Raw genomic sequence first — 22,897 nt, forward strand, 5'->3', positions numbered from 1 at the left:
ACGTTCAGGTGAACACCAGACCATACCTTCAGACCATGCAAGAAGCTCATGCAGTTCTTTTACTTTTGGATGCTCAGTATCCGCATCTTCTGGCAAAGGAAGGCCCCACAAGTGATAGATACAGATAAAGCACACATATGGAGGTGCTTTGTCACGGTTAAAATGGGAAAGAAAATGTCCACCAGATCTTGAGCACACGCAGGTTAAGTATAAAAATAACGTGATCGAATGTAATCATGGCAAGCTAAAGCGGATCATTAGGGCCACTTTAGGATTCAAATCGATGAAGACGGCTATGCCACATGCATCTATTCAGATGGCATTAAACACCGATGATGTACAGACGAAGTAGTAGCAGCCGATCCTACTAAAAGAATAGCAAACGATAAAAACAGCGATAAGCATGTTTTTAACCACTGCATAAAAATAGACCAAAAATTAAGCTTTTTTAGTTTTACAGATTCGAAAATAAATAGTAATAATTCATGAATAGTAGCCGAAGCTACCATTCATGAATCCAAATCATACTATTTTAAAAAACTAATTCGATGCCTGCACCATATTTCCATCCCTTTTCAGACTCTGTTGCCTCTTGCATAGAAGTGGCTTTCTGTCCTTTTTCATATTGGTAAGCAACATCAATGAAAGGTTTAATTCGCTTAGTAATCTCATATCGGGTTTTGATACCAGTTTTTAGTTCTGATAAACCTGATTTTGCAGCATAGTTAGAATCATCGCTAAATATTACATCTGCTTCGATATAAGGTTGAGTAATAAGTTTCTGAGTTAAAAGCAAATCACGTTCTAATTCAAAACTTGCTCCCCAAAAATTATTCTCACCGCCATAAAGATATGCTTGTGTTTCAAAGAAATAAGGAGCTAGACCTAATATACCAATAACCCCATCCACTCGATCGCTGCTGCTGTTATTTTTATCTTCACTATATCTTACCCCAGCTTGTACATCCCAAAATGGGGCTACGTTACGGCTATAAAGTGCTGATACAGCATATTTTGGATCATTACTTTCTGACTTTTCCGAATTGGCTTCAATAAATAGACGATTTTCATCTGTTCCAATTAAAGTTTCAAACTTTGTTCCTAGGTTGCCCTTACCGTCTTCATCAACCATCCATTCATTTTCAAATTTTGTCGTTTGATAAATTTGTCCACCATGTTCTTTAAGATGATTGTCATGAGGTGAGTTAGAGTTCTCAAGCGCAATCTGGACACTCTTATCCCCCATATCCGCATTTTCCATTGAATAATATTCTGGATAACGCTCTTGAAGGGAATACTTTAATCCTCCAGATTCCTGTAAAAGAATTTTCATATTTTTTGTAATATTACTGTCTTGTACAGGAGTTTCATTTTTAGCGAACGTTAGATTTGATAATCCAAATAGCGCAATCATCAAAGTTGTTTTTGAAAACAAATTATTAGTGATGTGCATGTGGATTTACTCCCTTCTCATTTACTTGGGACTGAGGAACAGTCTTTGTAGAATTACCATCTTCCACTTGAGCTACAATGAGTTTATTCATCATTCCTGCACTCATATGGTAAAGCAGGTGACAATGAATAGCCCACTCACCTAACTCATCAGCTGTGAGTAGAGTGGTTATCGTTTTCCCAGGTGGAACAATTACCGTATGTTTGTTTGGCATATTGCTTGGATCCTGACCATTCTCAAGCTGCATAAACATGCCATGTAAGTGCATTGGGTGAGCCATCATACTGTCATTGACAAATTTTAAGCGAATACGTTCACCATACTTCACCACTAGTGGGTCGGCTTCATTAAATTTTTTACCATTTATTGTCCAAATATAACGCTCCATGTTTCCACCAAGACGGATCTCTATTTCACGTTCAGCTGCACGAGTGTCTTTTTGAGGATCTAACGATTGCAAATCACTATATTGCAATGCTTTATTACCTTCAGGTGTTGAAGCATTTGCCCATCCAAATACGGTATTATCATTCTTGTCTGAAGCCGCCTTAACAGTAGCGCTATTCATCGGCATATCATGATCCATACCTTTCATAGAAGACATATCATGATCCATACCTTTCATAGAAGACATATCATGATTCATATCTTTCATTGAAGACATATCATGATCCATACCTTTCATAGAAGACATATCGTGATTCATGCCTTTCATAGAAGACATATCATGATCCATACCTTTCATAGAAGACATATCGTGATTCATATCTTTCATAGATGACATGTCATGGCTCATCCCCATATCTTCCATAGTTAATAAAGCACGAGGGCGAGATTTAGGCATCTCAATTTGTTTGACTGCTGGGCTGCTTTCTTCATGTAATGTTCCCACTGAAAAACCGGTACGATCAATAGATTCAGCTTCAATTTGGTAATGTGCTTGTTTTGGTTCCACAATGACATCATAGGTTTCAGCAGTACCAATACGGAACTCATCTACAGGAACGGGCTTTACAGGTTGACCATCAGCACTGACTACAGTCATTTTTAGGTTTGGAATGCGTACATCAAAGAATGACATAGCGGAAGCATTAATAAAACGAAGGCGAACTTTTTCACCAGCTTTGAAGTTACCGGTCCAGTTTTGCTGAGGTGTTTTGCCATTCATTAAAAATGTATAACCAGTCACATCGGACATATCTGTTTTCAACATCCGCATCTGATTCCACATAGAGCGGTCTTGCCAAGTTGCCTTTAATCCATCACGTTTAACTTGTTTTAATACATCGAATACTGTTTCGCGACGGTTCTGATAGTAATCTGCTTCTTTTTTAAGATTTTTCATAATTTGATCACTTGTTGAATTATGAAAATCAGAAAGCAAAACAACGTAATCTTTATCGGTTTTTTCAGCAGCTGTTAGTGGAGTTTTATCTTTAGGATAAATAACAAAAGCACCATATAAACCGTCTTGTTCTTGTCCTTTACTATGTGAATGATACCAATAAGTACCATTTTGGCGGACTTTAAACTTATATTCATAAGTTTTATTAGGGGCAATGCCATTAAATTTGTTAAATCCAGGTACACCATCCATAATTCCAGGTAATAATAAGCCATGCCAATGGATTGAAGAGTCCTGATTTTTTAACTTATTGTGAACACGGATAACGGCCTCATCACCTTCTTCAAATTCAAGAAGTGGTGCAACGAATTTACCATTAACGGTAATTCTCTTTAGCGGTTTTCCTGTGATATTTACAGTTTGTTCAGCGATTGTTAAATCATATTCTTTAACTGCCGCCATTACCCAAGTTGATGAAAATAAACCAACTCCAATTAAGAGTACATGACTTAACTTTTTTGACATTCTATCTCACCTTTAGAAAGGTCAAGATTGAAGTAATAAAGCAAATATTTAGTATAAACTTTAATACTTCTTTCTCGCTATTTATAAAATTATTTATTGCTACCAGGCATATTCATCTTTGAATGATCCATTTTAGAATGGTCCATATTCATCATAGAATGATCCATTTTTGACATGTCAGATGAGTTAGGAGACTGATGTTGACTATGATCTTGCTGAGTCTTGTCATCTTTTTCCATTTTACAAGGTTTTGTACAAGGTTTCTGTGCTTTTACCGTTTTAGTGGCACTTGAGGTTGATACATCTTTTGCCCAAGATTGAGTACCAGCAATTAAAGTTCCAGCACACATTAAAATTGTTAGACTACGACGCACTACAGTTTTCATAAGTTTCTCTAAAAGTTAATTTCTTGCTACTACAATAAAGTGAAGCACTGAACATCTAAGTGACTTGAAAATGACATTTTTGTAATCTATCTCGATCAGATGTTTTATAACGTTATTATAGTTTTAATGAATGACTTAGGATTCGGAAATGAGAATACTATTAGTTGAAGATGAACAAAAAACTGGTGATTATCTCAAGCAAGGTTTATCCGAAGCTGGCTATATTACGGACTGGGTTACAGATGGGTTAACGGGTAAACATCAAGCTCTTTCTGAAGAGTATGACTTAATTATTTTAGACGTGATGTTACCTGGACTAAATGGTTGGAATATTATCAATGATATTCGTAGCAGCGGTAAAACAATGCCCATTCTTTTTCTTACCGCCCGAGATCAAATCGAAGATCGAGTAAAAGGATTAGAGCTAGGCGCTGATGATTATTTAGTTAAGCCTTTTGCTTTTGCAGAGCTTCTAGCTCGAATAAAAACGCTCCTTAGACGAGGGCAACAAAGAGAAGATAGTAATATTATTAAGATTGCTGATTTAGAACTTGATTTGAGAAAACGTCGGGTAACGCGAGCGGGTCAACGCATTGATCTGACGGCAAAAGAATTCGCGCTTATGGAACTTTTTATGCGTAGACGAGGTGAAATTTTACCAAGAGCGCTGATTGCTTCTCAAATTTGGGATATGAATTTTGATAGTGATACGAATGTCGTTGAAGTCGCTATTAAACGATTAAGAAGTAAAGTTGACAGTAACTTTACTCCCAAATTAATTCAGAATATTCGAGGAATGGGGTATGTACTAGAGGTAGAGGATGAATAATAATTTATTCAGAGCGATCAGTTTCCGGATCGGTATCATTTTCTCATTATCTACTATTTTCATTCTAATTATTATGGGTTTGTTCATAAATAAATTAGTAATGCATCATTTTGAGACTCAAGACCGTACCCAATTAGAAGGTAAAATCCAGCTGATTCAGAATCTTATCCAACAGAATCCTAAAAACTCTCCAGAACTTAATCTTTATTTGAGAGACGCTTTAGTTGGACACCATGATCTTATGGTTCAAATAGAACGACCGACAGGTAAAGTTTTATTTAGTTCAGCACCTTCAACAATTAATACTCAACACTTAACCAAGTCAGCAAATAATTCATGGATTAAATGGAAAATTCAGGATAAGACTTATCGTGGCATGATCTACAACACGGATATAAACAAAAATACTGAGATACAATCTGTACGCATTATTGTGGGGATCGATACATCTGAACATCTACATTTTTTAAATGATTTTAAGCGTCAACTTTTTTACATTGGTTTAGCCGGTACGATTTGTTTAATGTTTTTAGGCTGGTTTGCAACCTGGAGAGGTTTAAGACCCGTGCAAAAAATGGCTAAGGTCGCAGAAGGCATTTCTGCCCAACATCTTTCAGAACGTTTAGAAGTTGAGCACACACCAACAGAACTAAAATCATTAGCAATTGCCTTCAATGATATGCTCGACAGACTAGAATCAGCTTTAGAAAGGCTTTCCGATTTTTCATCTGATTTAGCGCATGAAATTAGAACACCGATTAATAACTTAATGACTCAAACTCAAGTATGTCTTGCCCGTAACCGAGATATTGGTACTTATCAAGAAATACTATTTTCTAATTTAGAAGAATTAGAACGTTTGGCTCGAATGGTATCCAATATGCTTTTCTTGGCAAAAGCAGAACATGGCCTAAAATTACAGAACTTACAGAATATTGACCTGGTTAAAGAAGTTACAGCCTTATTTGATTTCTATGATGCGCTAGCTGCCGAAAAAAATATGACGCTTCAACAAACAGGATCTGGAAATGTCAAAGGTGATCCTGCTATGTTACGTCGAGCACTCAGCAATCTATTATCTAATGCAGTTAAATATGGAAATAAGAATTCTACAATACGCATAAAACTTCAACAGAATTTAGATAACACAATATTTTCAATTGAAAATGAAGGCCCTGAAATCTCTCCTGAACAACTATCCAGGTTATTTGATCGATTTTATCGAACAGATGCATCTAGACAAAGAACAGAAGAAGGAACCGGCTTAGGGCTCGCGATAACAAAATCTATTCTTGATATGCTTGGGGCGACCATCCAGGCTGAATCCCTCAATGGTCGAATCATTTTTACCATTGTTTTTCAAAGTGAATCCATGCAAGGGGAATCATTTTAACTCATTTTTTGAACATCTTCCATTTACCCGAGTTGACCTTACATAAAGCTCAAACTGAGAGCCAGAGCTACGCCAGCACCTATCATGGCAATTGTGTAGCCAAATATGATAGCTCGGCCAAACTGTGCCCCCCCTGTCATCCATGCAATTGTCGCTTTGCTTAACATGTTGCTCAGTGTGGCCAGCCCTAGCGCGACAGCAGCCACATTTGTTGTTAAGCCTTCAGTACTATGCAGGCGGGCAAGTGAGACTAAAATAGCATCTATGTCTGCTAGCCCAGAAATAGTCGATAATACGAAGATGCCGCTGGTGCCCAACCATTGTTTTGCTGCCGGGACCAAGACTGCCATGACAGCCAGGAAAGCAGCGAAGCTGAATGCTGTCCCAAGATCAAAAGGAGCCATTGCTTCTATTGTTCGATCGTTGTTTTCAGCGCTGGTAATTTGGCGTTGTCTCCACAATGCCATACCCAGCAGAAGGATTCCCGCAATCATCATTGCACCACCAAAAGTGCTTAGCAATGCTGGCTCAATGACGCCTATCAGCACAACCATACGAAAAAACATGATGCCACAGGCAGCCAATGTTCCAGAAATAGCAGCACTGACCATGACGGGGTGCTGGCGTGTATAGCGTGCCAGTGCGACAGTTGCAGCTGTAGACGATGCCAAACCACCCAATAGACCTGTCCAGAATATGCCTCTTTCTGAACCGGTAAGCCGCATGGCAAAATGACCTGCCAGAGAGAGTCCGGCAATCAGGATCACTGCCCACCATAACTGGTAAGGATTTAATGCAGCAAAAGGTCCCAGACCCGTATTGGGTAAGTAGGGTAATATAACGACAGAAAGTACCAGCAACTGCAGGGATGCGGTTAATTCACGATGCTCTATCAAGCGTAGCCAACCGTGTAAGGTTGGCTTGAGATCCAAAAATACAGCGACGATTACAGCCGCGGTTAATGCTAAAGTAACATTACCATGGGATGCATATGCACCTAAAACTAATGTCAACAGCATCGCAATAATTGTGGTAGCACTTAAATTACCGGAAATTTTTGCGGTACGAGCATAGGACACTGTTAGTAATAAGGAAAGCCCTAATACGGCCGCAACTAGCGGCCAAGCTCCGAAGTTTGGTTGTAAATGACCGAGCACTCCTCCGAGCAATCCTGTCAATGTGAAGGTACGTAGACCTGCTACTCGGCTGCCTTCTGGCAGTTCTCGATCCTGCCATCCTCGTTCTAAACCAATGAGCAGGCCGATGGCGAGTGCTGCAACCAGCCCTGATACATCTGGTGGAAGAAAGGAACTCTCTATCATAACTTTTTATTTCGCAGGCGAAGGGCATTGGTGATGACTGAAGCTGAACTCAAACTCATAGCCAAGGCGGCAATCATCGGTGACAACAACCAACCGGTAAATGGATATAGTACGCCAGCCGCGATAGGGATACCCAAGGCATTGTAAAGGAAAGCAAACATGAGGTTCTGTTTCATGTTGCCGACAGTAGCTTCCGAAAGTGAACGGGCAACAGCAATCCCTCGTAAATCTCCCTTGACCAGCGTAACTTGGGCACTATTCATTGCAACATCAGTCCCGGTTCCCATAGCGATACCGACATCAGCTTTAGCCAAGGCTGGTGCATCATTGATGCCATCACCAGCCATAGCCACGATGCGACCTTCCTTCTGCAATTTGCTGACCAGTTCTAGTTTATCTGCGGGTTTGACTTCGCCATGTACCTCATCAATGCCTAGACGTGCTGCGACTGAACGGGCAGTGGTGAGACCATCTCCTGTTGCCATCACGATACGTAGACCCGCTTCCTTCAGGGTGGCAAGTGCTTCTGGGGTATTTTTTTTGATGGGATCGGATACTGCAAGCAGACCGGCCAATTCACCATTGATGGCTAGATGCATCACACTTGCACCTTCCGAACGCAGCTCTTCGGCTTGCGGAATCAGAGATTGTACCGAGATACCCAATTGCTCCATCAGTGCTGTGTTGCCCAAAGCTAACTGACGATCGCCCACTTGACCTCGAACACCAATCCCTGAGCCCGATTCAAAATTATCTGGTGTTTCAAGAGACAGGCCACGTTCGTGTGCTGCGTTTACAATCGCTTCGGCTAGCGGGTGTTCACTGCCTTGATCAAGACTGGCGGCTAAACGTAATACTTCAGATTCGTCAAAATCTGATGCGGCAACTACACGATCGAATACAGGGCGTCCTTCAGTTAACGTACCTGTTTTATCGATGATTAGTGTGTCAATCTTGCGTAGATTCTCAATGGCTGCTGCATCACGGAACAGCACACCATGAGTAGCACCTTGACCCGTCGCAACCATGATAGACATTGGAGTTGCCAAGCCTAGTGCACAAGGACAGGCAATAATGAGTACTGCCACAGCATTGATTAATGCATAAACCCAGCTTGATTCTTCTGGGCCGAATAGTCCCCATCCAAAGAAGGTAAGCAAGGCAATGGTCACTACAGCCATGACGAACCAACCTGCTACCTGATCAGCCATACGTTGCATTGGTGCTCTCGATCGTTGAGCTTGCGCCACCATCTGTACGATCTGGGATAACATGGTACTTGAACCAATTTTCTCTGAACGCATGATTAGGGAACCATTGGTATTCAGGGTAGCTCCAATGACTTTATCGCCGATACGTTTAGTGATAGGTAAAGGTTCACCTGTCAGCATCGATTCATCCACTGAACTACTTCCTTCAGTGATTACACCATCCACAGGCACTTTTTCACCTGGGCGAATTCTGAGTAAATCTCCTACATGGACATGCGTTAGAGGAACATCTTCTTCAGTTCCATCAGGCAGGATTCGGCGAGCTGTTTTAGGAGCGAGCCCAAGGAGTGACTTAATTGCAGCAGAAGTTTGCGAACGTGCTTTTAACTCCAATATTTGTCCCAGTAGGGTCAATGAAATGATGACCGCTGAAGCTTCAAAGTAAACAGCGACACGACCCATGGAAATAAATGAGTCTGGGAAGATTTGCGGTGCAATGGTTGCGACCACACTATAAATAAATGCAGCTCCAGTGCCCAAACCAATCAGCGTCCACATGTTCGGGCTGCGATTCACAACCGATTGCCAACCCCGGGAAAAAAATGGCCAACCTGCCCAAAGTACAATTGGGAGTGACAACACCAGTTCAATCCAGCTCTGAACCGCCATATTGAACAGGTTCATTTGATGACCAAACATCGCCAAAAAAGTCACGATGATGGTCAATGGCAGTGTCCACCAGAAGCGTCGGCGGAAATCACGTAACTCCGGATTCTCATCTTCCTCTAATTCAGGAATGAGTGGCTCCAGTGTCATTCCGCATTTAGGACAGTTTCCAGGATGATCTTGTTTAATTTCTGGATGCATTGGGCACGTATAGATGATCGTGCCTGTTGTGCTTGTCTCATTAACGGATTGAGTAGTCTGATGATGCTGTGTATGTGCATCGGCAGTCGTCGTTGCGGGTTTAGCGATATATTGCACCGGGCTGCTATGAAACTTTGATTGACATTTATCACTGCAAAAAAAGTAAGTTTTCCCCTTAAATTCCTCATGGTATTTCGATTCTTCAGTGACGGTCATACCACAGACTGGGTCTTTCAGTACGTCTGTTGTAGCCTGTGCCATATGGTCCTGGTTATGATTTTTTTGATCTGACATAAATAATTCTCTTATGGTAAAGTGGTTTTATGGCCGAATTTTGGAATAAATCTCGGAGTCTGTTGAGCATAGCTGTCATAGACAGCGCCAAACTGTTTACTCATTTCAGCCTCTTCCTTAATTGCCAAGCGGCTGTACATTAAGAGTAGGATTGGAAACATAATCAGTGTCAGTAAAGTTGGCCATTGCAATAAAAAACCCAGCAAGATCATCACAAAAGCCACGTATTGTGGGTGACGTATACGTGCATAAGGGCCTGTGATCGCTAAAGAATGCTGACGTTGCGCGTTGTACAGCACGTGCCATGACGTTGATAACAGGTAAAATCCATAGCCCAAGAAAACGTAACTGGCGATATGCAAAATGCCAAAATGTGGATCACCTTTTTCACCTAATAGCGTTGACCACAAGTGACCTGCATTATGAGAAAGTAAGTCAAGTTGAGGGAAGCGAGTTTGAAGCCAACCAGATAACAGGTAAATGGTTAAAGGAAAACCATACATTTCGACAAATAGAGCAATGATAAAAGCCGAAAAGGCCCCAAATGTACGCCAATCGCGCGCAGTGGAAGGTCTAAAAAAACTGAAAGCGAACATGATAAAAACTGCTGAGTTAATGATAACCAGCGTCCATAAACCATAAGCCGATTCCGCATGATTCATGAGGGGTCTCCTGGTTCGCGTGATTTTTTATTATCTGATGTGTCTGGATTTTTCTGTTGATGATGGTGATGTCCATGACCACCATGCATAAAAATATGCATGAGTGGGCATGCTAAAAGGAGTAAAAAGGGTAAAACACCAACGACATGGGCCAAATGCTCGGTTAAGAGAAAATAGGCTGCCACACCACCAATCACGAATAGGCCGATGGCATAACGTGTAGACCAAAAGTTAGGTACTGAATTATGTTCTTGAGGTTGATGGTTCATGGTGCTTCCCTCTCTAATTCATGGGTAATTATTTAGTTGTGGAGGGAGGCATACAGTCCATCATCATCTGCATCATGGATTGCATCATGTCCATACGTTTTTCCATCATTTGCTGACGGTCAGCCATATTGGCATTCATGCTTTGGCTACCCATCTGTTTCATCATGCTTATACCTCCTTGCATGAGTTTCATGTGCTCAGCCATAAGTTTCTGACGTTCTTGCGGGTTTTTTGCAGCCATCATCTTTTCATGCATGGCTTGCATCGCTTTCATGTGTTGGTCCATTGCAGCCATTTTGTCTGGAGTCATCGTGCCAGTAGCTGTCTTTTTAACAGTGACTGTGGATGGAGGAGTATTTTCTGGGTGATGAGTTTTATGCTCTTCAGGATTTTGGGCTAATGCACCTAGAGCGGCAGTGGTTATACAAAGTGCGAGTAAAGTTTGGCGGATATAAGTCATGATATTTTCCTTCCATCAGTTGATCAGCCGATACAACCTTTAAATGAATGAAGCAAACAAATAGAGAGAGGTATTTTTCATTTATTTGCTCCACTCATTCTTTTGATGAAGTTGATCGCTGGTTATGCCACCGGTGTTTTACTTAGGTGGTAGCTGGTTATAGTCAATTTTTTTATTTCTATTGAATAATTTTATCACTTGAGTCTATTGATTTTTAAAAATGACAAAAATGTAATTTTGAAGTCATCGCTCTGTTTCTGTCTCTCACTAATAATTGAAATATAAGAGGAGATGATGTGGTCTCATTAAATATAGATTTTATAAAGTCATCTCTAATGAACTAACGAATCAAGAGGAAACGTAAATGAAATTATTTCAAAATAAAATGACTGCTCTACGTAATGTTGTAGTAGCTGCAACGATGATTGTGGCTACTACAACTACGTTCGCTCATGTGAGTTTAGTGAGTGCGATTCCTGCGGAAAATGCATCTATCCTTAGTCAACCAAAGAACTTGACCCTTAACTTTGGTGCAGAGGTTATGTTGATGAATATTAAGTTACTGGATGCTCAGCGAAGAGATGTTCCTTTAAAATATAAAGTTACTCATGACTTAAAGAAATCCTTTGATGTCGCTCTTCCGAAACTGAAAAAAGGTAAATATACCGTTGTCTGGACAACAATGGGGAAAGATGGTCACAACATGAATGGTGAATATAGTTTCACTATCAAATCAACTAAATAAGAATTGATTACCTTTCAACATGTCAGTGAGGTGCTGGCATGTTGTTCTAGAATGGACAAAAATAATGATTTCTGAATATTGGATGTGGGCCACTTGGTTAACTAAGGTTATTTTATATTTAAGTGTAGCTTTTGTCGTTGGTGGAGCCTTTTGCTATTTTTTACTTAGACAATATCTTGAACTAAAAGAATCGATTCTTAAATATATTACAATTGGCGCTGGATTAGGCCTAATTTCCAGTACCTTGGGATTTTTTATTCTGATTGGTAGTTTTGCCAATACTGGTATTACAGGTATGGTGGACCCCACGTATATTAATATATTGGTTAATACTCCGACGGGGTATATATACGTTCTTCGTTCTATTAGTTTTGCTCTTTTACTTCTTCTCATGGTGGTTAAACTTAACAGGAACAAAGGTCAGTTTTCTATAATTGAAAGTTCAATATTTTGTGTTTTACTTCTCCCGATTATTTTTAGTTTTTCCCAGCTCGGACATGTCGCTAATTTAACCTTACTTGCTCAAATTTTATTATCAATCCATATTCTAGTTATGTCGTTATGGATGGGGTCTTTATATCCGTTATGGAAAACCAGCCGGGAAATAAGTGGTTTACCTTTAAAAGATCGCATGCATGTATTTGGACGTATTGCTGCTTTCATTGTTGGGATATTAATCGCCTGTGGCGCTAGTGTAGCTCTTCTTTTAATTAAAGATTTTAATACCTTAATCAATACTGCATATGGCTATGGTTTCATGGTTAAAATGTTTTTTGTTATAGGTATTCTACTTTTAGCTGCCTTCAACAAATGGTATTTCACCCCGCGTCTTCAACATCCTAAATTCGCTAAACACCTTAGTCATGCCATTTTATTTGAGATGTTATTAGGTCTATCAATTCTATTAACAACAGGCTATATAACCACTGTCGTGGGTATTGAATAAGAGAATTTCAAAATAAGGGAATTGAGGAAATTTAACATTACTGCATTTATCTTTTGTAGCTGAGCAATAAAGTTTCTACTGGACTGCCAACTTACGACAATCAGAACAGTAAAATCGCATCATGAGGCATTATACATAAAGGTAGTCACCGGTTTTTAGCTTATCTTCAACCCATAACGGTCTCATCTATTCAGTTCACTACCATTGATTGAAATAACTAATCTTATAAATTTCAGAGTGATCGTAGATGACAAAAATGTCATTTTAAAGTCACATTAATGTTGGTTAAGTACTTTTACTGTAGTCATTAGAACACTCTTCTTTGGAATACTCTGAAGAAAACTGTAAGGTTGTAAACAGACCAAGTTACAGCGAGTAACTGATTCAGAAAAAGGCTGGTTGTATGGTGAAAGTTTAGAGTTACTGTTCTAATGTTTTAAACAAATGTTTTGTTAAAAAGGAGCAACGTATGAAATTTCACATCGCTAATATGACTTGTGGTGGTTGTGCACGCGGCATTACTACCGCAATTAAAGAGCTCGACTCGAATGCCTCACTCGATATTGATTTACAAAACCGTATTGTTGAAATCAACACAACGGTGAGTCAGGATCAAGTCATTGCCACTCTCAGTGAGCGTGGATTTACAGCTGATCCTGCTTAATCTCTGTTAGAGTAACAGTGGGAATTCCTTACCACTTTTACTCTCTCTTATTTTCCTCATCGTACAGATAAAACCTGTACTTGCTTGAAATAAAAGTAATCCCTGAATTCCCCCTAATCTTGGTTCGAGCTGATCTTCGCATATAGAACTCAGCATATCTAAATGATAGAGATCGTATATGAGTACCGAAATGACTGATACGCCACACTACAGTGAAACATTAGAGATTGAGGGGATGACATGTGCTTCTTGTGTAGGCCGTGTGGAAAAAGCTTTAAAATCTGTTGAGGGTGTTGAATCGGCTCATGTAAATCTGGCTACCGAAAAAGCAGTCATTTATGCGCATCAACCACTTGATCGCGCTACTTTAATTAAAGCCGTAGAAAAAGCAGGCTACGAAGTGGAAGCGCTGCAACCAATAGAGCTTACGATTGAGGGTATGTCATGTGCTTCTTGTGTAGGTCGAGTAGAAAAGGCCTTAAAATCTGTTGAGGGTGTGGAATCAGCTCATGTAAATCTGGCTACTGAAAAAGCGACTATTCAGGCAAGCTCATCTGTCACTCGTGACTCGTTAATTCAGGCTGTCACCAAAGCAGGGTTTGAAGCAAAGTCAGTTCATCAAACTACGGAAAGCTTTCAAGATAAAAAAAATATTGAATTAGAAAAACTTAAAAAAGATTTAATTTTGTCAGTCTTATTGACTCTACCCGTTTTTATTTTAGAAATGGGATCACACCTGATTCCCGCCTTTCATACGTTTATGATGGATAACATTGGCCAACAAAATAGCTGGTTAATGCAATTTTTCTTGACCACAGTAGCATTAATTTTTCCAGGCCGACGCTTCTTTAAAAAGGGCATCCCAAGTTTATTCCGCTTAGCACCAGACATGAATTCCTTGGTGGCTGTAGGAACATTGGCTGCTTATCTTTATTCAGTGGTTGCTACTTTCTTTCCAAGTGTCCTGCCACAAGGCACGGTCAATGTTTATTATGAAGCTGCAGCGGTTATTATCACTTTAATTCTATTAGGTAGATTTTTTGAAGCCAAGGCAAAAGGCCGAACGTCTTTAGCAATTCAACATCTAGTTGGAATGCAGCCTAAAGTTGCCAGAATACAGCTCAATAATCAGGTGATAGAAGTTCCGATTGCCGAAGTTCAAACAGGAACGATTGTAGAGATTAGACCAGGCGAGCGTATCCCTGTCGATGGTGAAGTTATTCACGGCCAAAGTTTTATTGATGAATCCATGATTACTGGCGAGCCTATGCCCGTTGAAAAAACGATAGGCTCTACTGTGGTAGGAGGAACAATTAACCAAAGTGGCAGCTTAAATATCAAAGCCACCTCTGTTGGTAGTTCATCAGTGCTTTCTCAAATCATCCGAATGGTTGAACAGGCACAGGGTTCCAAGCTACCTATTCAGGCATTGGTTGATAAAATTACCATGTGGTTTGTACCTGTAGTAATGGGTCTCTCTCTTTTAACTTTTATTACTTGGTTTATCTTCGGCCCTGAGCCAGCCCTAACGTTTAGCTTAGTTAATGCAGTTGCGGTACTCATTATTGCATGTCCTTGTGCAATGGGACTTGCAACGCCTACATCAATCATGGTGGGAACTGGGCGTGGTGCTGAAATGGGTGTTTTATTCCGTAAAGGGGAAGCTTTGCAGCTGCTCAAAGAAACTAAAGTGGTTGCTGTTGATAAAACAGGGACCCTGACTGAAGGGAAACCAATTTTAACCGATCTGCATGTCTTAGAAGGGTTTGAATACAATGCCGTACTTTCACTTATGGCAGCCGTTGAATCAAAGTCTGAGCATCCTATTGCTCGAGCAATTGTACAAGCCGCTATAGATAAGGAATTAATCCTGTCTCCTGTTGCTGATTTCAAGTCAGTCACGGGCTATGGAATAGAAGCAACGGTGTCTGAACATTTGGTTCATATTGGTGCAGATCGATATATGGAAAAACTAGGTTTGAATCCTAATGTTTTTTCTCAATTTTCGGATCGTTTGGGAGAAGAAGGAAAAACCCCTCTCTATGTTGCGATTGACCAGAAACTTGCTGCCATTATTGCTGTAGCAGATCCAATTAAAGAATCAACATTTGCTGCAATTGAAGCGTTACATCAGTTAGGTTTAAAGGTTGCCATGATTACAGGTGATAACCGTCATACAGCTCAAGCGATTGCAAAAAAACTAGGTATTGATGAGGTTATTGCAGAAGTCTTACCAGAAGGTAAAATAGAGGCCGTTAAAAAATTAAAAAATCAATATGGTAAACTCGCATATGTTGGAGATGGCATTAATGATGCCCCTGCACTTGCAGAAGCAGATATTGGTTTAGCGATAGGTACAGGTACAGACGTAGCTATTGAAGCTGCTGATGTGGTTTTGATGTCTGGCAACCTGAAAGGAGTGCCGAATGCTATCGCTTTAAGCAAAGCGACTATAACCAATATTCGTGAAAATTTATTTTGGGCATTTGTTTACAATGCAGCTCTGATTCCTATTGCAGCAGGTGTACTTTATCCGCAATTTGGACTGCTACTTTCTCCTGTATTTGCTGCTGGTGCAATGGCTCTCTCGTCAATATTTGTACTAGGAAATGCTTTACGATTAAAACGTTTTAAAGCCCCCCTTGCAATTATTTAACCATTTTTTATATACATTTAAAGTTTTGTTGGCTTTACTTTATATATTTGGAAATAGTCTAAGCCATGTTGGCTTTTATTAAATATCATACAGTTGATATTCTAATTATTTGAGAGGGATTAAGATGAAAAGAATTTTATTAATATGCTTTATAGGCATGTCATTTACCTATGCGAATGCTCATTCTGGGGGAACGAACTCACAGGGTTGTCATACCAACAGTAAAACTGGTGATTACCACTGTCATTAATAGGTGCGCACACAGTTTTTTTATTTAAAAGACTGTGCTTTAAAGTTATAAGTAGCGTTTAACTAAAGCTAAAAATTCATTCAGTTCTTTTTCCTTTATTTCCTCAGTATCACCGAGTACATGTTCTCTAAGATGAAGTTCTATTAACTCATTCATTAAGCCATTTATCGCACCTTTAATTGCTGCAACTTGCTGTAATACCTCAATACAAGAATTTTCAAAATTTAAAATATTCTGTTCAAGGGCATTAGTTTGACCTTGAATTCGTCTAATCCGATTTAAAATTTTTTTGTTCTGATTTAAGTGAGACATACTATTCAACCTCAAGAACATATACTATGGGGGAGTATTAATTGTGGTGCAATAAAATGCAATATCTAAATAATGTTAAAAGTGACCATTCGCATCAATTTGACGAAGGAAATCCTTTAGCACAAAAGAAAATTTTAATCGCAACCATCCTCACTGGTGTAATGATGGTGTTTGAAATTTTTGGAGGATGGTTCTTTAATTCCATGGCTTTATTGGCTGATGGATGGCATATGAGTTCTCATATGTTGGCATTGGGCTTAGCTTATTTTGCCTATAAAATGGCTCGAAAATATGCTCGTGATCAGAGATTCTGTTTCGGTACATGGAAGATAGAAATCTTAGCTGGATATTCGAGTGCCATTTTATTGATGGTTGTTGCTGTATTCATGGGTGTTCAATCGATAGAACGTTTATTCAATCCTGTGAATATTCACTACAACGAGGCAATTTCAATTGCGATTGTTGGCTTGATCGTTAATTTTATTTGTGCCTGGTTACTACGTGAAAATGGTCACCACCACCATCATCACTCTCATGATGACCATGACCACCACCACGATCATCATCACTCTCATGATGACCATGACTTAAACCAGAAAGCCGCTTTTCTTCATGTAGTAGCAGATGCAGTAACTTCTGTATTAGCGATTATTGCACTTTTCGCAGGGAAGTATTTTGGATGGGATTTTTTAGATGCAATTCTAGGGATCGTAGGTGCAGTGCTTGTAGCACAATGGTCTTGGGGATTGATTAGAGAAACAGGTAAAACATTGCTTGATGCAGAGATGGAACATCCTGTAGTAAAGGAGATTCAGGAAGTTGTAGAGGAATTAGATAACCAAATTACGATTACTGATCTGCATGTCTGGAAAGTAGGTAGAAGTAAATTTTCATGTATTTTATCCCTAAATACAGTTAATGACTCCTTAACAGCAGAGGTAGTTCGTAAAGCTTTGTCAATTCATGAAGAGATTGTTCATATTTCTGTTGAAATTAACAAGAATTTCCATGTTGTTTAAATTAATATTTATTCCTTTTAAACTTTATCAGTCTATTTATGTAAATCTTAGATTAGAATTTGTTTGTTGTAGAGCGTCGGTGCGCCTCGGCAATTCTGCGTGTTGAAATAGAAAGGAAAATTCATTACTTTAAAGCGCAAAGCGTGTTGCAGATGCAGCTCTTATTCCGAGGAATTTTACACTGGTATCGCCCGCCGATAGAAACACCAGATCCGGCAGTCAGGACGTAAATAACCATTCCTCCAGTTTAAATAAAAAAACCTGCAGATTCGATGCAGGTTTTTTTTAGAGATAATCAATCGCGTCTTATTTGGCTTTACGCTCTTTCTCGATCAGGTAATTCACCACCTGAATGACTTTGGCATCATTACCCTGCACAATATATTTACCATTCACGGTCACTGCCGGAACACCACTTAACTGATACTGAGCAGCCAGATTTTTGGCTTGGGCAATTTTCGAAGTGATCGGGAAAGATTTATAAGTGCTGTTAAATTTCGCTTCAGGAATACCATAGCGGGTATAGAACTTGGCCAATTGCGCCTGTTCTAAAATTGGACGTTGCTTATCATGAATATCATGGAATAATTGTAAATGTGCTTTTTGACGCACACCCAATGCTTCAGACACATAATAAGCACGCGCTGCCTGCTCCCAGAGTGGATTCATTGCAGCCGGCGTACGTACAAAACGTACATCTTTTGGTAATTTTTTCAACCAGCCCTGCATATGTGGTTCAAGCGCGAAACAGTGACCACAGCCGTACCAGAAGAATTCACGTACCTCAATTCTGCCCGGTTTTTCGACTTTGACTGGTTTTGCAACCACCTGATAGTCCTGACCTGCCACAAAATTGGCCATAGCATTGCCTGAAAAGGCCAAAACAGATGCGGCAACAGCTCCTAAAAGGAATTTTTTCATTGGGATTATCGTCCTCTAAATCATTATGCTTAGTGTATGGGTTCACTATAAATCAATTATGCCGGTTCCGTTTTCATGCTGCGAACTTTTGTGCTATCAGAACCGCTACATTAAAGTATGCGACTGATTTTAAGTCAGTTAATATGGCCATTCGACCGCTATGTGTTTTTAGATAATCACAAAAGTTAAACTTTGAGTAATAAAAACGGTTATAATTTCTACGATTAAAACGTAGTGGTCAAACCTACAGTAAATATTAGCTTCTTACTATTCTCTTCAGTAACAGCCGCGTGGCTATGATAATTGCTGGAATTTACAACATAGAACTGAGCAAAAAATGATTTATGAAAGGTTTATTAAATTAAATAAATTATTTATATAGTTAAAATTCACCTGATAAATCACTTTTTAATTTAAATTACTATGTTAATTATTTGTTAATTATTTCTAAATTTTTCTCTAAGAAACGGAGTCCCCCATCAGCAAAACTACTGGTTGAAAAAACTATAGTAAAAATAACTAAAATAATCTTCATGTACATATTATTGAATCTAATCATATCTTGGACCAAAAAAATCTTTACTTATAATAATGAGTAAATATATACATCCGAATGACGACAAAATTACAAACTTGTAATTTTGTTAAGGTTTGTTCTCAAAAAAATAAATTAATACTATTTTAAAAAAGATAAATCGTTGCTGAAAAAGCTAGATTGCAATCGAGTTAATTAATTATAAATCAAAAACTTATATTGTATAAAATTAGTAACTCTTTGCTTTCTGCACTTATTATTTAATCAACGTTTCACGATTTTCATAAGCTAAACTAAATATAGTCGCCAATTTCAATTGAGTTATTTCCCGGCTTTTAAATACCGATATACCGCTTGGCGACTAATTCCAAATGCCTGGCCTAATGCCATTTTTGAAGGGTACTTCCCTTCCTTCCAGTCTTGTCGCAAAGCTTCAGCCTGATCAGGTTTCAATTTATGTACCCGGCCTTTGTACTTCCCTTGAGAAGAGGCAAGTTTAATTCCTTCCTTTTGCCGCTCTAAAATGATCTCACGTTCAAACTGTGCAAAAGCACCCATCAGTTGCAGCATCAAATTATCCATCGGGGTGGATTGGGCCGTAAAAGTAATATTTTCTTTTACAAACTGGATGGCAATCCCTCGTTTGACCAGTTTATCCACTTCAGTCACCAAATCTTTTAAGCTTCGCGCAAAACGATCCATGGAATGTACTATCACCCGGTCTCCTTCCCGGACATAATTCAACATTTCCTGAAATTTCGGTCGGTCGGTATTTTTACCTGAAGCACGGTCAACAAAAATCCGGTCGACTTCAATTCCCTCAAGTTGACGTCCCGTATTTTGCTCGACCGAACTCACTCGCACATAGCCTACTTTTTGGCCTTTCACTTTTTACGCCCCAATTGGATAAAAATGAACAATTTCGTAAATTATAAATCTTTAATACCAAAGTTACATGTTACTTATGATTAAAAAACATTTAAATGGTACATGTTTTTAAGAACTTTTAAAATGTAATTTTAGGGTATACTCTAAATTTACATATTTAAATAACGAGTTTTTTCTCACTCATAAGAATTTGCAAGAATATATATACATTTATTGACATTAAGTAATTTAAATAAAATCAATATACGTATTTACATATATGTGGAAATACGTATATAAGTATATCTGAGTTTCTAATAGCAGTGTTAGTCAAAATGTTCTCGACCATAAAGATTTATCACAATCCTGAGTGTGGTACATCAAGGAATACCTTAGCTTTAATTCAAAATGCAGGAATTGAACCAATCGTTATTGAATATCTAATTACCCCACCTTCGAAAGCAGAATTAATTGAACTTATTCGTAGTGCTGGTTTAAGTGTTAGAGAAGCAATTCGTAAAAATGTACCTCCATATTCTGATTTAGAAATTGTTCGGGAAGATTGGTCTGATGAACAGCTTTTAAATTTTATGCTTCAACATCCTATTTTGATTAACCGCCCATTCGTTGTTACGGATTTAGGTACACGTTTGTGTCGTCCTTCTGAAGTTGTTTTGGATATTCTCCCGTTTCCTCAGAAAGGCGCATTTAGCAAAGAAGATGGTGAAAAAATTATTGATGAAAATGGCCAAAGAATTAAATAGTACTTTCTCATCTCTTGAATGGAAAGAATGTGAAGGAGATTTATATGGATCAAGTTAATTTTTTTAAATGCTTATCAGATGAAACACGTCTCAATATAGTGACATTAATTGTTGAAAATAAAGAACTATGTGTATGTGATTTGACTGAAAAACTACAACTCAGTCAACCGAAAATTTCAAGACATTTAGCCCTTTTACGTGCTTCAGGGCTACTTCAAGATCGCAGACAAGGCCAATGGGTTTACTACAGTATCAATCCAAAATTGGCCAACTGGTGTTATGAAATTTTAGATATTTTGAAGACGGTTCAATCTCAATCAAAGCTGGATGATCAACACCCCCTTTCTGTAAATAGTTATTGTGAGTAATTCAATGAAATTTTTATTTTTATGTACTGGAAATAGCTGCCGTAGCATTTTGTCTGAAGTTTTGTTTAATAGCCGAGCACCAGAAGGTTGGAAAGCCTATAGCGCTGGGAGTAAGCCTTCAGGTCAAGTTCACCCGCTAACTTTAGAAACCCTTGAAAACTTAGGATTATCTACCGAAGGTTTATGGAGTAAAACGATTAATGATTGTGAACAATATCAACCTGATGTTGTGATCACAGTATGTGATTCTGCTGCTCAAGAAGCATGTCCACTTTATTTGGGTGGAGCAATCAAGGCACATTGGGGCTTGGCTGATCCTTCACACTTAGACGTGAATAAAGAAGAAAAAATGAAAGCCTTTATGAGCACTGTTGAACATATCAATCGTCGCTTAGATGCTTTATTTAAACTTAATGTAGATAAACTATCTCGCTCAGAATTGATTGCAGCAATTAATCAAATTTCGAACGTTGAGTAAGTGAAATGTCTGAAAAACGCTTATCTTTTTTAGATCGCAACCTGACGCTATGGATTTTTATTGCCATGGCCTTAGGCATTGCCATCGGAAACTTCTTTCCTCAGGCTTCTGTCGCACTCGATAAATTAAGCATTGATTCAGTGAATATTCCAATCGCGATTGGTCTTATTCTAATGATGTATCCACCACTGGCAAAAGTGAACTATGCGACTTTGCCACAAGTGTTTAAGGATAAGAAAACCCTTACTTTGTCCTTAGTACAAAACTGGCTGATCGCGCCAGTACTCATGTTTGCCCTGGCAATCATATTTTTACATAGTTATCCAGAATATATGACCGGTGTCATCCTGATTGGTCTTGCTCGATGTATTGCCATGGTTCTGGTGTGGAATGGCTTGGCCTGTGGTGATAATCAATATGTTGCAGCATTAGTTGCCTTTAACAGCATCTTCCAGATTCTATTTTTCAGTACCTATGCCTGGTTATTCCTGACCTTCCTTCCACCCTATTTTGGTGTCGCTTCGCAGGTCATTAATGTCGATTTCTGGACCATCACCCATGCTGTTCTGGTTTATCTTGGTATTCCGTTCTTATTAGGTTTCTTAACGCGATGGATTTTGGTGAAACAGAAAGGCGTGGAATGGTATGAAACCAAGTTCATTCCGAAAATCAGTCCGCTGAGTTTAATGGCTTTGCTGTTCACCATTCTGGCCATGTTTAGCCTAAAAGGCGGTGATGTCGTGAGTCTTCCGCTTGAAGTTTTACGCATCGCGATTCCTTTAACCATTTACTTCGTTTTAATGTTCTTCATCAGCTTCTTTATGAGTAAATGGATGGGCAATGACTATCCTAAGACCACAGCAATTGCATTTACCGCAGCGGGGAATAATTTTGAATTATCACTTGCAGTAGCGATTGCAACTTTTGGTATCGCTTCGCCTGTTGCTTTTACCACGATTATTGGCCCACTGGTCGAAGTTCCTGTGTTGATTGCCTTGGTGAGTGTTTCACTCTGGCTGAGAAAGAAAGTTTTTAAAGAGGCCTAACTCTATGAATCTCCCAAATGTAGATCTAAATCTTCTTGAGCAACCCACCTTTGAAAAAGTTCAAGCCAAAGAACTTGCTCATCCTCCGCGAATTTTGCTGCTGTATGGCTCTAATCGAGAACGTTCTTACAGTCGCCTTGCAGTTCTTGAAGCCGGTCGAATCCTTGAGCATTTTGGGGCGGAAATAAAAATCTTTCATCCTAAAGGGCTTCCTTTACCAGAAGATGCGGATACTGAGCATCCAAAAGTAAAAGAACTGCATGAGCTTTTAGCATGGTCAGAAGGCATGGTCTGGTGTTCACCTGAACGC

General features: G+C 39.1%; 24 protein-coding genes and 3 pseudogenes. 14 read left to right on the forward strand and 13 right to left on the reverse strand.

Going from position 1 to position 22,897, the window contains the following annotated elements; genetic code table 11:
* Window positions 1-102: 102 nt before the first annotated feature.
* Window positions 103-295 (forward strand): annotated as a pseudogene (locus ACEWB7_RS13370) (DDE-type integrase/transposase/recombinase); the annotation flags it as partial.
* A gap of 16 nt (window positions 296-311) precedes the next feature.
* On the opposite strand, the pseudogene ACEWB7_RS13375 reads toward ACEWB7_RS13370, so the two are convergent.
* From ACEWB7_RS13375 to ACEWB7_RS13390, 4 genes and pseudogenes are all read right to left on the reverse strand, one after another.
* Window positions 312-509: pseudogene (locus tag ACEWB7_RS13375) on the reverse strand (hypothetical protein); the annotation flags it as partial.
* 23 nt (window positions 510-532) lie between these two features.
* The gene (locus ACEWB7_RS13380; protein WP_034671284.1) at window positions 533-1,453 is read right to left on the reverse strand and encodes a copper resistance protein B; all 921 of its coding nucleotides are present in this window, start codon (window positions 1,451-1,453) and stop codon (window positions 533-535) included.
* Window positions 1,440-3,323, reverse strand: a complete 1,884-nt coding sequence (locus ACEWB7_RS13385; RefSeq protein ID WP_262463320.1) for a copper resistance system multicopper oxidase — start codon at window positions 3,321-3,323, stop codon at window positions 1,440-1,442. Before ACEWB7_RS13385 ends, ACEWB7_RS13380 begins: the two co-directional genes overlap by 14 nt.
* An 89-nt stretch (window positions 3,324-3,412) precedes the next feature.
* On the reverse strand, window positions 3,413-3,709 hold the full coding sequence (locus ACEWB7_RS13390) for a hypothetical protein (RefSeq protein WP_004760992.1): 297 nt from the start codon (window positions 3,707-3,709) through the stop codon (window positions 3,413-3,415).
* Between the two features lie 148 nt (window positions 3,710-3,857).
* Between ACEWB7_RS13390 and ACEWB7_RS13395 the strand changes: the two genes are divergently transcribed.
* Both ACEWB7_RS13395 and ACEWB7_RS13400 read left to right on the forward strand, forming a co-directional pair.
* Entirely contained in the window at window positions 3,858-4,538 is a 681-nt protein-coding gene (locus ACEWB7_RS13395) for a heavy metal response regulator transcription factor (protein ID WP_004281866.1), read from the forward strand.
* Entirely contained in the window at window positions 4,531-5,931 is a 1,401-nt protein-coding gene (locus ACEWB7_RS13400) for a heavy metal sensor histidine kinase (protein WP_034171651.1), read from the forward strand. The genes ACEWB7_RS13395 and ACEWB7_RS13400 overlap by 8 nt, the downstream gene beginning before the upstream one ends.
* 38 nt (window positions 5,932-5,969) lie before the next feature.
* Here ACEWB7_RS13400 and ACEWB7_RS13405 read toward each other — a convergent pair whose 3' ends face one another.
* From ACEWB7_RS13405 to ACEWB7_RS13425, 5 genes are read right to left on the reverse strand one after another with little or no spacing between them, the layout of a single operon-like run.
* Window positions 5,970-7,253, reverse strand: a complete 1,284-nt coding sequence (locus ACEWB7_RS13405) for an MgtC/SapB family protein (protein WP_411580896.1) — start codon at window positions 7,251-7,253, stop codon at window positions 5,970-5,972.
* Window positions 7,250-9,625 carry a heavy metal translocating P-type ATPase gene (locus ACEWB7_RS13410; protein ID WP_005105854.1) on the reverse strand — a complete coding sequence of 792 codons (2,376 nt, stop codon included), beginning with the start codon at window positions 9,623-9,625 and terminating at the stop codon, window positions 7,250-7,252. The genes ACEWB7_RS13405 and ACEWB7_RS13410 overlap by 4 nt, the downstream gene beginning before the upstream one ends.
* A gap of 11 nt (window positions 9,626-9,636) precedes the next feature.
* Window positions 9,637-10,287, reverse strand: coding sequence for a methyltransferase family protein (locus ACEWB7_RS13415; protein WP_004281871.1), 651 nt, complete (start codon window positions 10,285-10,287; stop codon window positions 9,637-9,639).
* The gene (locus ACEWB7_RS13420) at window positions 10,284-10,556 is read right to left on the reverse strand and encodes a DUF2933 domain-containing protein (RefSeq protein WP_004755892.1); all 273 of its coding nucleotides are present in this window, start codon (window positions 10,554-10,556) and stop codon (window positions 10,284-10,286) included. The genes ACEWB7_RS13415 and ACEWB7_RS13420 overlap by 4 nt, the downstream gene beginning before the upstream one ends.
* Window positions 10,557-10,584: 28 nt before the next feature.
* Window positions 10,585-11,016 (reverse strand): hypothetical protein, encoded by a 432-nt coding sequence (locus tag ACEWB7_RS13425; RefSeq protein ID WP_005407407.1) that lies wholly within the window; start codon window positions 11,014-11,016, stop codon window positions 10,585-10,587.
* 364 nt (window positions 11,017-11,380) lie between these two features.
* Between ACEWB7_RS13425 and ACEWB7_RS13430 the strand changes: the two genes are divergently transcribed.
* From ACEWB7_RS13430 to ACEWB7_RS13450, 5 genes are all read left to right on the forward strand, one after another.
* Window positions 11,381-11,761 carry a copper resistance protein CopC gene (locus tag ACEWB7_RS13430; protein WP_004681441.1) on the forward strand — a complete coding sequence of 127 codons (381 nt, stop codon included), beginning with the start codon at window positions 11,381-11,383 and terminating at the stop codon, window positions 11,759-11,761.
* A gap of 64 nt (window positions 11,762-11,825) precedes the next feature.
* On the forward strand, window positions 11,826-12,707 hold the full coding sequence (locus ACEWB7_RS13435; RefSeq protein ID WP_005105846.1) for a copper resistance D family protein: 882 nt from the start codon (window positions 11,826-11,828) through the stop codon (window positions 12,705-12,707).
* Window positions 12,708-13,176: 469 nt separating this feature from the next.
* Window positions 13,177-13,371 (forward strand): heavy-metal-associated domain-containing protein, encoded by a 195-nt coding sequence (locus ACEWB7_RS13440; RefSeq protein WP_004281879.1) that lies wholly within the window; start codon window positions 13,177-13,179, stop codon window positions 13,369-13,371.
* 178 nt (window positions 13,372-13,549) lie between these two features.
* Complete coding sequence (locus ACEWB7_RS13445; RefSeq protein ID WP_004281880.1) at window positions 13,550-16,027, forward strand: heavy metal translocating P-type ATPase; 2,478 nt, start codon at window positions 13,550-13,552, stop codon at window positions 16,025-16,027.
* Between the two features lie 157 nt (window positions 16,028-16,184).
* Complete coding sequence (locus ACEWB7_RS13450; RefSeq protein WP_151809984.1) at window positions 16,185-16,277, forward strand: YHYH domain-containing protein; 93 nt, start codon at window positions 16,185-16,187, stop codon at window positions 16,275-16,277.
* Between the two features lie 45 nt (window positions 16,278-16,322).
* Here the strand turns inward: ACEWB7_RS13450 and ACEWB7_RS13455 are convergent, their stop codons facing one another.
* Window positions 16,323-16,589 (reverse strand): metal/formaldehyde-sensitive transcriptional repressor, encoded by a 267-nt coding sequence (locus ACEWB7_RS13455; protein ID WP_248123738.1) that lies wholly within the window; start codon window positions 16,587-16,589, stop codon window positions 16,323-16,325.
* A 56-nt stretch (window positions 16,590-16,645) separates the two neighbouring features.
* On the opposite strand from ACEWB7_RS13455, the gene dmeF reads away from it, so the two are divergent.
* Window positions 16,646-17,608, forward strand: coding sequence for a CDF family Co(II)/Ni(II) efflux transporter DmeF (gene dmeF / locus ACEWB7_RS13460; protein ID WP_034438686.1), 963 nt, complete (start codon window positions 16,646-16,648; stop codon window positions 17,606-17,608).
* 306 nt (window positions 17,609-17,914) lie between these two features.
* On the opposite strand, the gene ACEWB7_RS13465 is transcribed toward dmeF, so the two are convergent.
* The 3 genes and pseudogenes from ACEWB7_RS13465 to ACEWB7_RS13475 all read right to left on the reverse strand — a co-directional run bounded on the left by ACEWB7_RS13465 (window position 17,915) and on the right by ACEWB7_RS13475 (window position 19,952).
* On the reverse strand, window positions 17,915-18,529 hold the full coding sequence (locus tag ACEWB7_RS13465; protein WP_004281236.1) for a thiol:disulfide interchange protein DsbA/DsbL: 615 nt from the start codon (window positions 18,527-18,529) through the stop codon (window positions 17,915-17,917).
* A 177-nt stretch (window positions 18,530-18,706) separates the two neighbouring features.
* Window positions 18,707-18,828: pseudogene (locus ACEWB7_RS13470) on the reverse strand (cation transporter); the annotation flags it as partial.
* Window positions 18,829-19,385: 557 nt separating this feature from the next.
* Window positions 19,386-19,952 carry a recombinase family protein gene (locus ACEWB7_RS13475; protein ID WP_004812033.1) on the reverse strand — a complete coding sequence of 189 codons (567 nt, stop codon included), beginning with the start codon at window positions 19,950-19,952 and terminating at the stop codon, window positions 19,386-19,388.
* 314 nt (window positions 19,953-20,266) lie between these two features.
* Between ACEWB7_RS13475 and arsC the strand changes: the two genes are divergently transcribed.
* From arsC to ACEWB7_RS13500, 5 genes are all read left to right on the forward strand, one after another.
* Window positions 20,267-20,695 carry an arsenate reductase (glutaredoxin) gene (arsC, locus tag ACEWB7_RS13480; RefSeq protein WP_004733243.1) on the forward strand — a complete coding sequence of 143 codons (429 nt, stop codon included), beginning with the start codon at window positions 20,267-20,269 and terminating at the stop codon, window positions 20,693-20,695.
* A gap of 44 nt (window positions 20,696-20,739) precedes the next feature.
* Complete coding sequence (locus tag ACEWB7_RS13485) at window positions 20,740-21,063, forward strand: metalloregulator ArsR/SmtB family transcription factor (protein ID WP_004644742.1); 324 nt, start codon at window positions 20,740-20,742, stop codon at window positions 21,061-21,063.
* Window positions 21,064-21,067: 4 nt separating this feature from the next.
* Window positions 21,068-21,541 carry an arsenate reductase ArsC gene (locus tag ACEWB7_RS13490; protein WP_004781073.1) on the forward strand — a complete coding sequence of 158 codons (474 nt, stop codon included), beginning with the start codon at window positions 21,068-21,070 and terminating at the stop codon, window positions 21,539-21,541.
* A gap of 5 nt (window positions 21,542-21,546) precedes the next feature.
* A complete protein-coding gene (gene arsB, locus ACEWB7_RS13495) occupies window positions 21,547-22,587 on the forward strand; it encodes an ACR3 family arsenite efflux transporter (protein WP_004644740.1) in 1,041 nt (346 codons plus the stop codon).
* Window positions 22,588-22,591: 4 nt separating this feature from the next.
* The coding region (locus ACEWB7_RS13500) for an NAD(P)H-dependent oxidoreductase (protein ID WP_411580897.1) at window positions 22,592-22,897 on the forward strand (306 nt) is incomplete at its 3' end.

It is taken from the genome of Acinetobacter sp. NIOH-H-8, from assembly GCF_046635365.1.
In the GTDB taxonomy this organism is placed as follows: Bacteria; Pseudomonadota; Gammaproteobacteria; order Pseudomonadales; family Moraxellaceae; genus Acinetobacter.

What these genes read in the sequence shown, in the direction of transcription:
- ACEWB7_RS13410 (WP_005105854.1), bottom strand. Translation starts at nt 9,625, where the DNA reads ATGTCAGATCAAAAAAATCATAACCAGGACCATATGGCACAGGCTACA.
- ACEWB7_RS13395 (WP_004281866.1), top strand. Translation starts at nt 3,858, where the DNA reads ATGAGAATACTATTAGTTGAAGATGAACAAAAAACTGGTGATTATCTC.
- ACEWB7_RS13390 (WP_004760992.1), bottom strand. Translation starts at nt 3,709, where the DNA reads ATGAAAACTGTAGTGCGTCGTAGTCTAACAATTTTAATGTGTGCTGGA.
- ACEWB7_RS13440 (WP_004281879.1), top strand. Translation starts at nt 13,177, where the DNA reads ATGAAATTTCACATCGCTAATATGACTTGTGGTGGTTGTGCACGCGGC.
- ACEWB7_RS13485 (WP_004644742.1), top strand. Translation starts at nt 20,740, where the DNA reads ATGGATCAAGTTAATTTTTTTAAATGCTTATCAGATGAAACACGTCTC.
- ACEWB7_RS13430 (WP_004681441.1), top strand. Translation starts at nt 11,381, where the DNA reads ATGAAATTATTTCAAAATAAAATGACTGCTCTACGTAATGTTGTAGTA.
- arsC (WP_004733243.1), top strand. Translation starts at nt 20,267, where the DNA reads ATGTTCTCGACCATAAAGATTTATCACAATCCTGAGTGTGGTACATCA.
- dmeF (WP_034438686.1), top strand. Translation starts at nt 16,646, where the DNA reads ATGCAATATCTAAATAATGTTAAAAGTGACCATTCGCATCAATTTGAC.
- arsB (WP_004644740.1), top strand. Translation starts at nt 21,547, where the DNA reads ATGTCTGAAAAACGCTTATCTTTTTTAGATCGCAACCTGACGCTATGG.
- ACEWB7_RS13490 (WP_004781073.1), top strand. Translation starts at nt 21,068, where the DNA reads ATGAAATTTTTATTTTTATGTACTGGAAATAGCTGCCGTAGCATTTTG.
- ACEWB7_RS13400 (WP_034171651.1), top strand. Translation starts at nt 4,531, where the DNA reads ATGAATAATAATTTATTCAGAGCGATCAGTTTCCGGATCGGTATCATT.
- ACEWB7_RS13435 (WP_005105846.1), top strand. Translation starts at nt 11,826, where the DNA reads ATGATTTCTGAATATTGGATGTGGGCCACTTGGTTAACTAAGGTTATT.
- ACEWB7_RS13425 (WP_005407407.1), bottom strand. Translation starts at nt 11,016, where the DNA reads ATGACTTATATCCGCCAAACTTTACTCGCACTTTGTATAACCACTGCC.
- ACEWB7_RS13450 (WP_151809984.1), top strand. Translation starts at nt 16,185, where the DNA reads ATGTCATTTACCTATGCGAATGCTCATTCTGGGGGAACGAACTCACAG.
- ACEWB7_RS13445 (WP_004281880.1), top strand. Translation starts at nt 13,550, where the DNA reads ATGAGTACCGAAATGACTGATACGCCACACTACAGTGAAACATTAGAG.
- ACEWB7_RS13405 (WP_411580896.1), bottom strand. Translation starts at nt 7,253, where the DNA reads ATGATAGAGAGTTCCTTTCTTCCACCAGATGTATCAGGGCTGGTTGCA.
- ACEWB7_RS13420 (WP_004755892.1), bottom strand. Translation starts at nt 10,556, where the DNA reads ATGAACCATCAACCTCAAGAACATAATTCAGTACCTAACTTTTGGTCT.
- ACEWB7_RS13455 (WP_248123738.1), bottom strand. Translation starts at nt 16,589, where the DNA reads ATGTCTCACTTAAATCAGAACAAAAAAATTTTAAATCGGATTAGACGA.
- ACEWB7_RS13465 (WP_004281236.1), bottom strand. Translation starts at nt 18,529, where the DNA reads ATGAAAAAATTCCTTTTAGGAGCTGTTGCCGCATCTGTTTTGGCCTTT.
- ACEWB7_RS13415 (WP_004281871.1), bottom strand. Translation starts at nt 10,287, where the DNA reads ATGAATCATGCGGAATCGGCTTATGGTTTATGGACGCTGGTTATCATT.
- ACEWB7_RS13385 (WP_262463320.1), bottom strand. Translation starts at nt 3,323, where the DNA reads ATGTCAAAAAAGTTAAGTCATGTACTCTTAATTGGAGTTGGTTTATTT.
- ACEWB7_RS13380 (WP_034671284.1), bottom strand. Translation starts at nt 1,453, where the DNA reads ATGCACATCACTAATAATTTGTTTTCAAAAACAACTTTGATGATTGCG.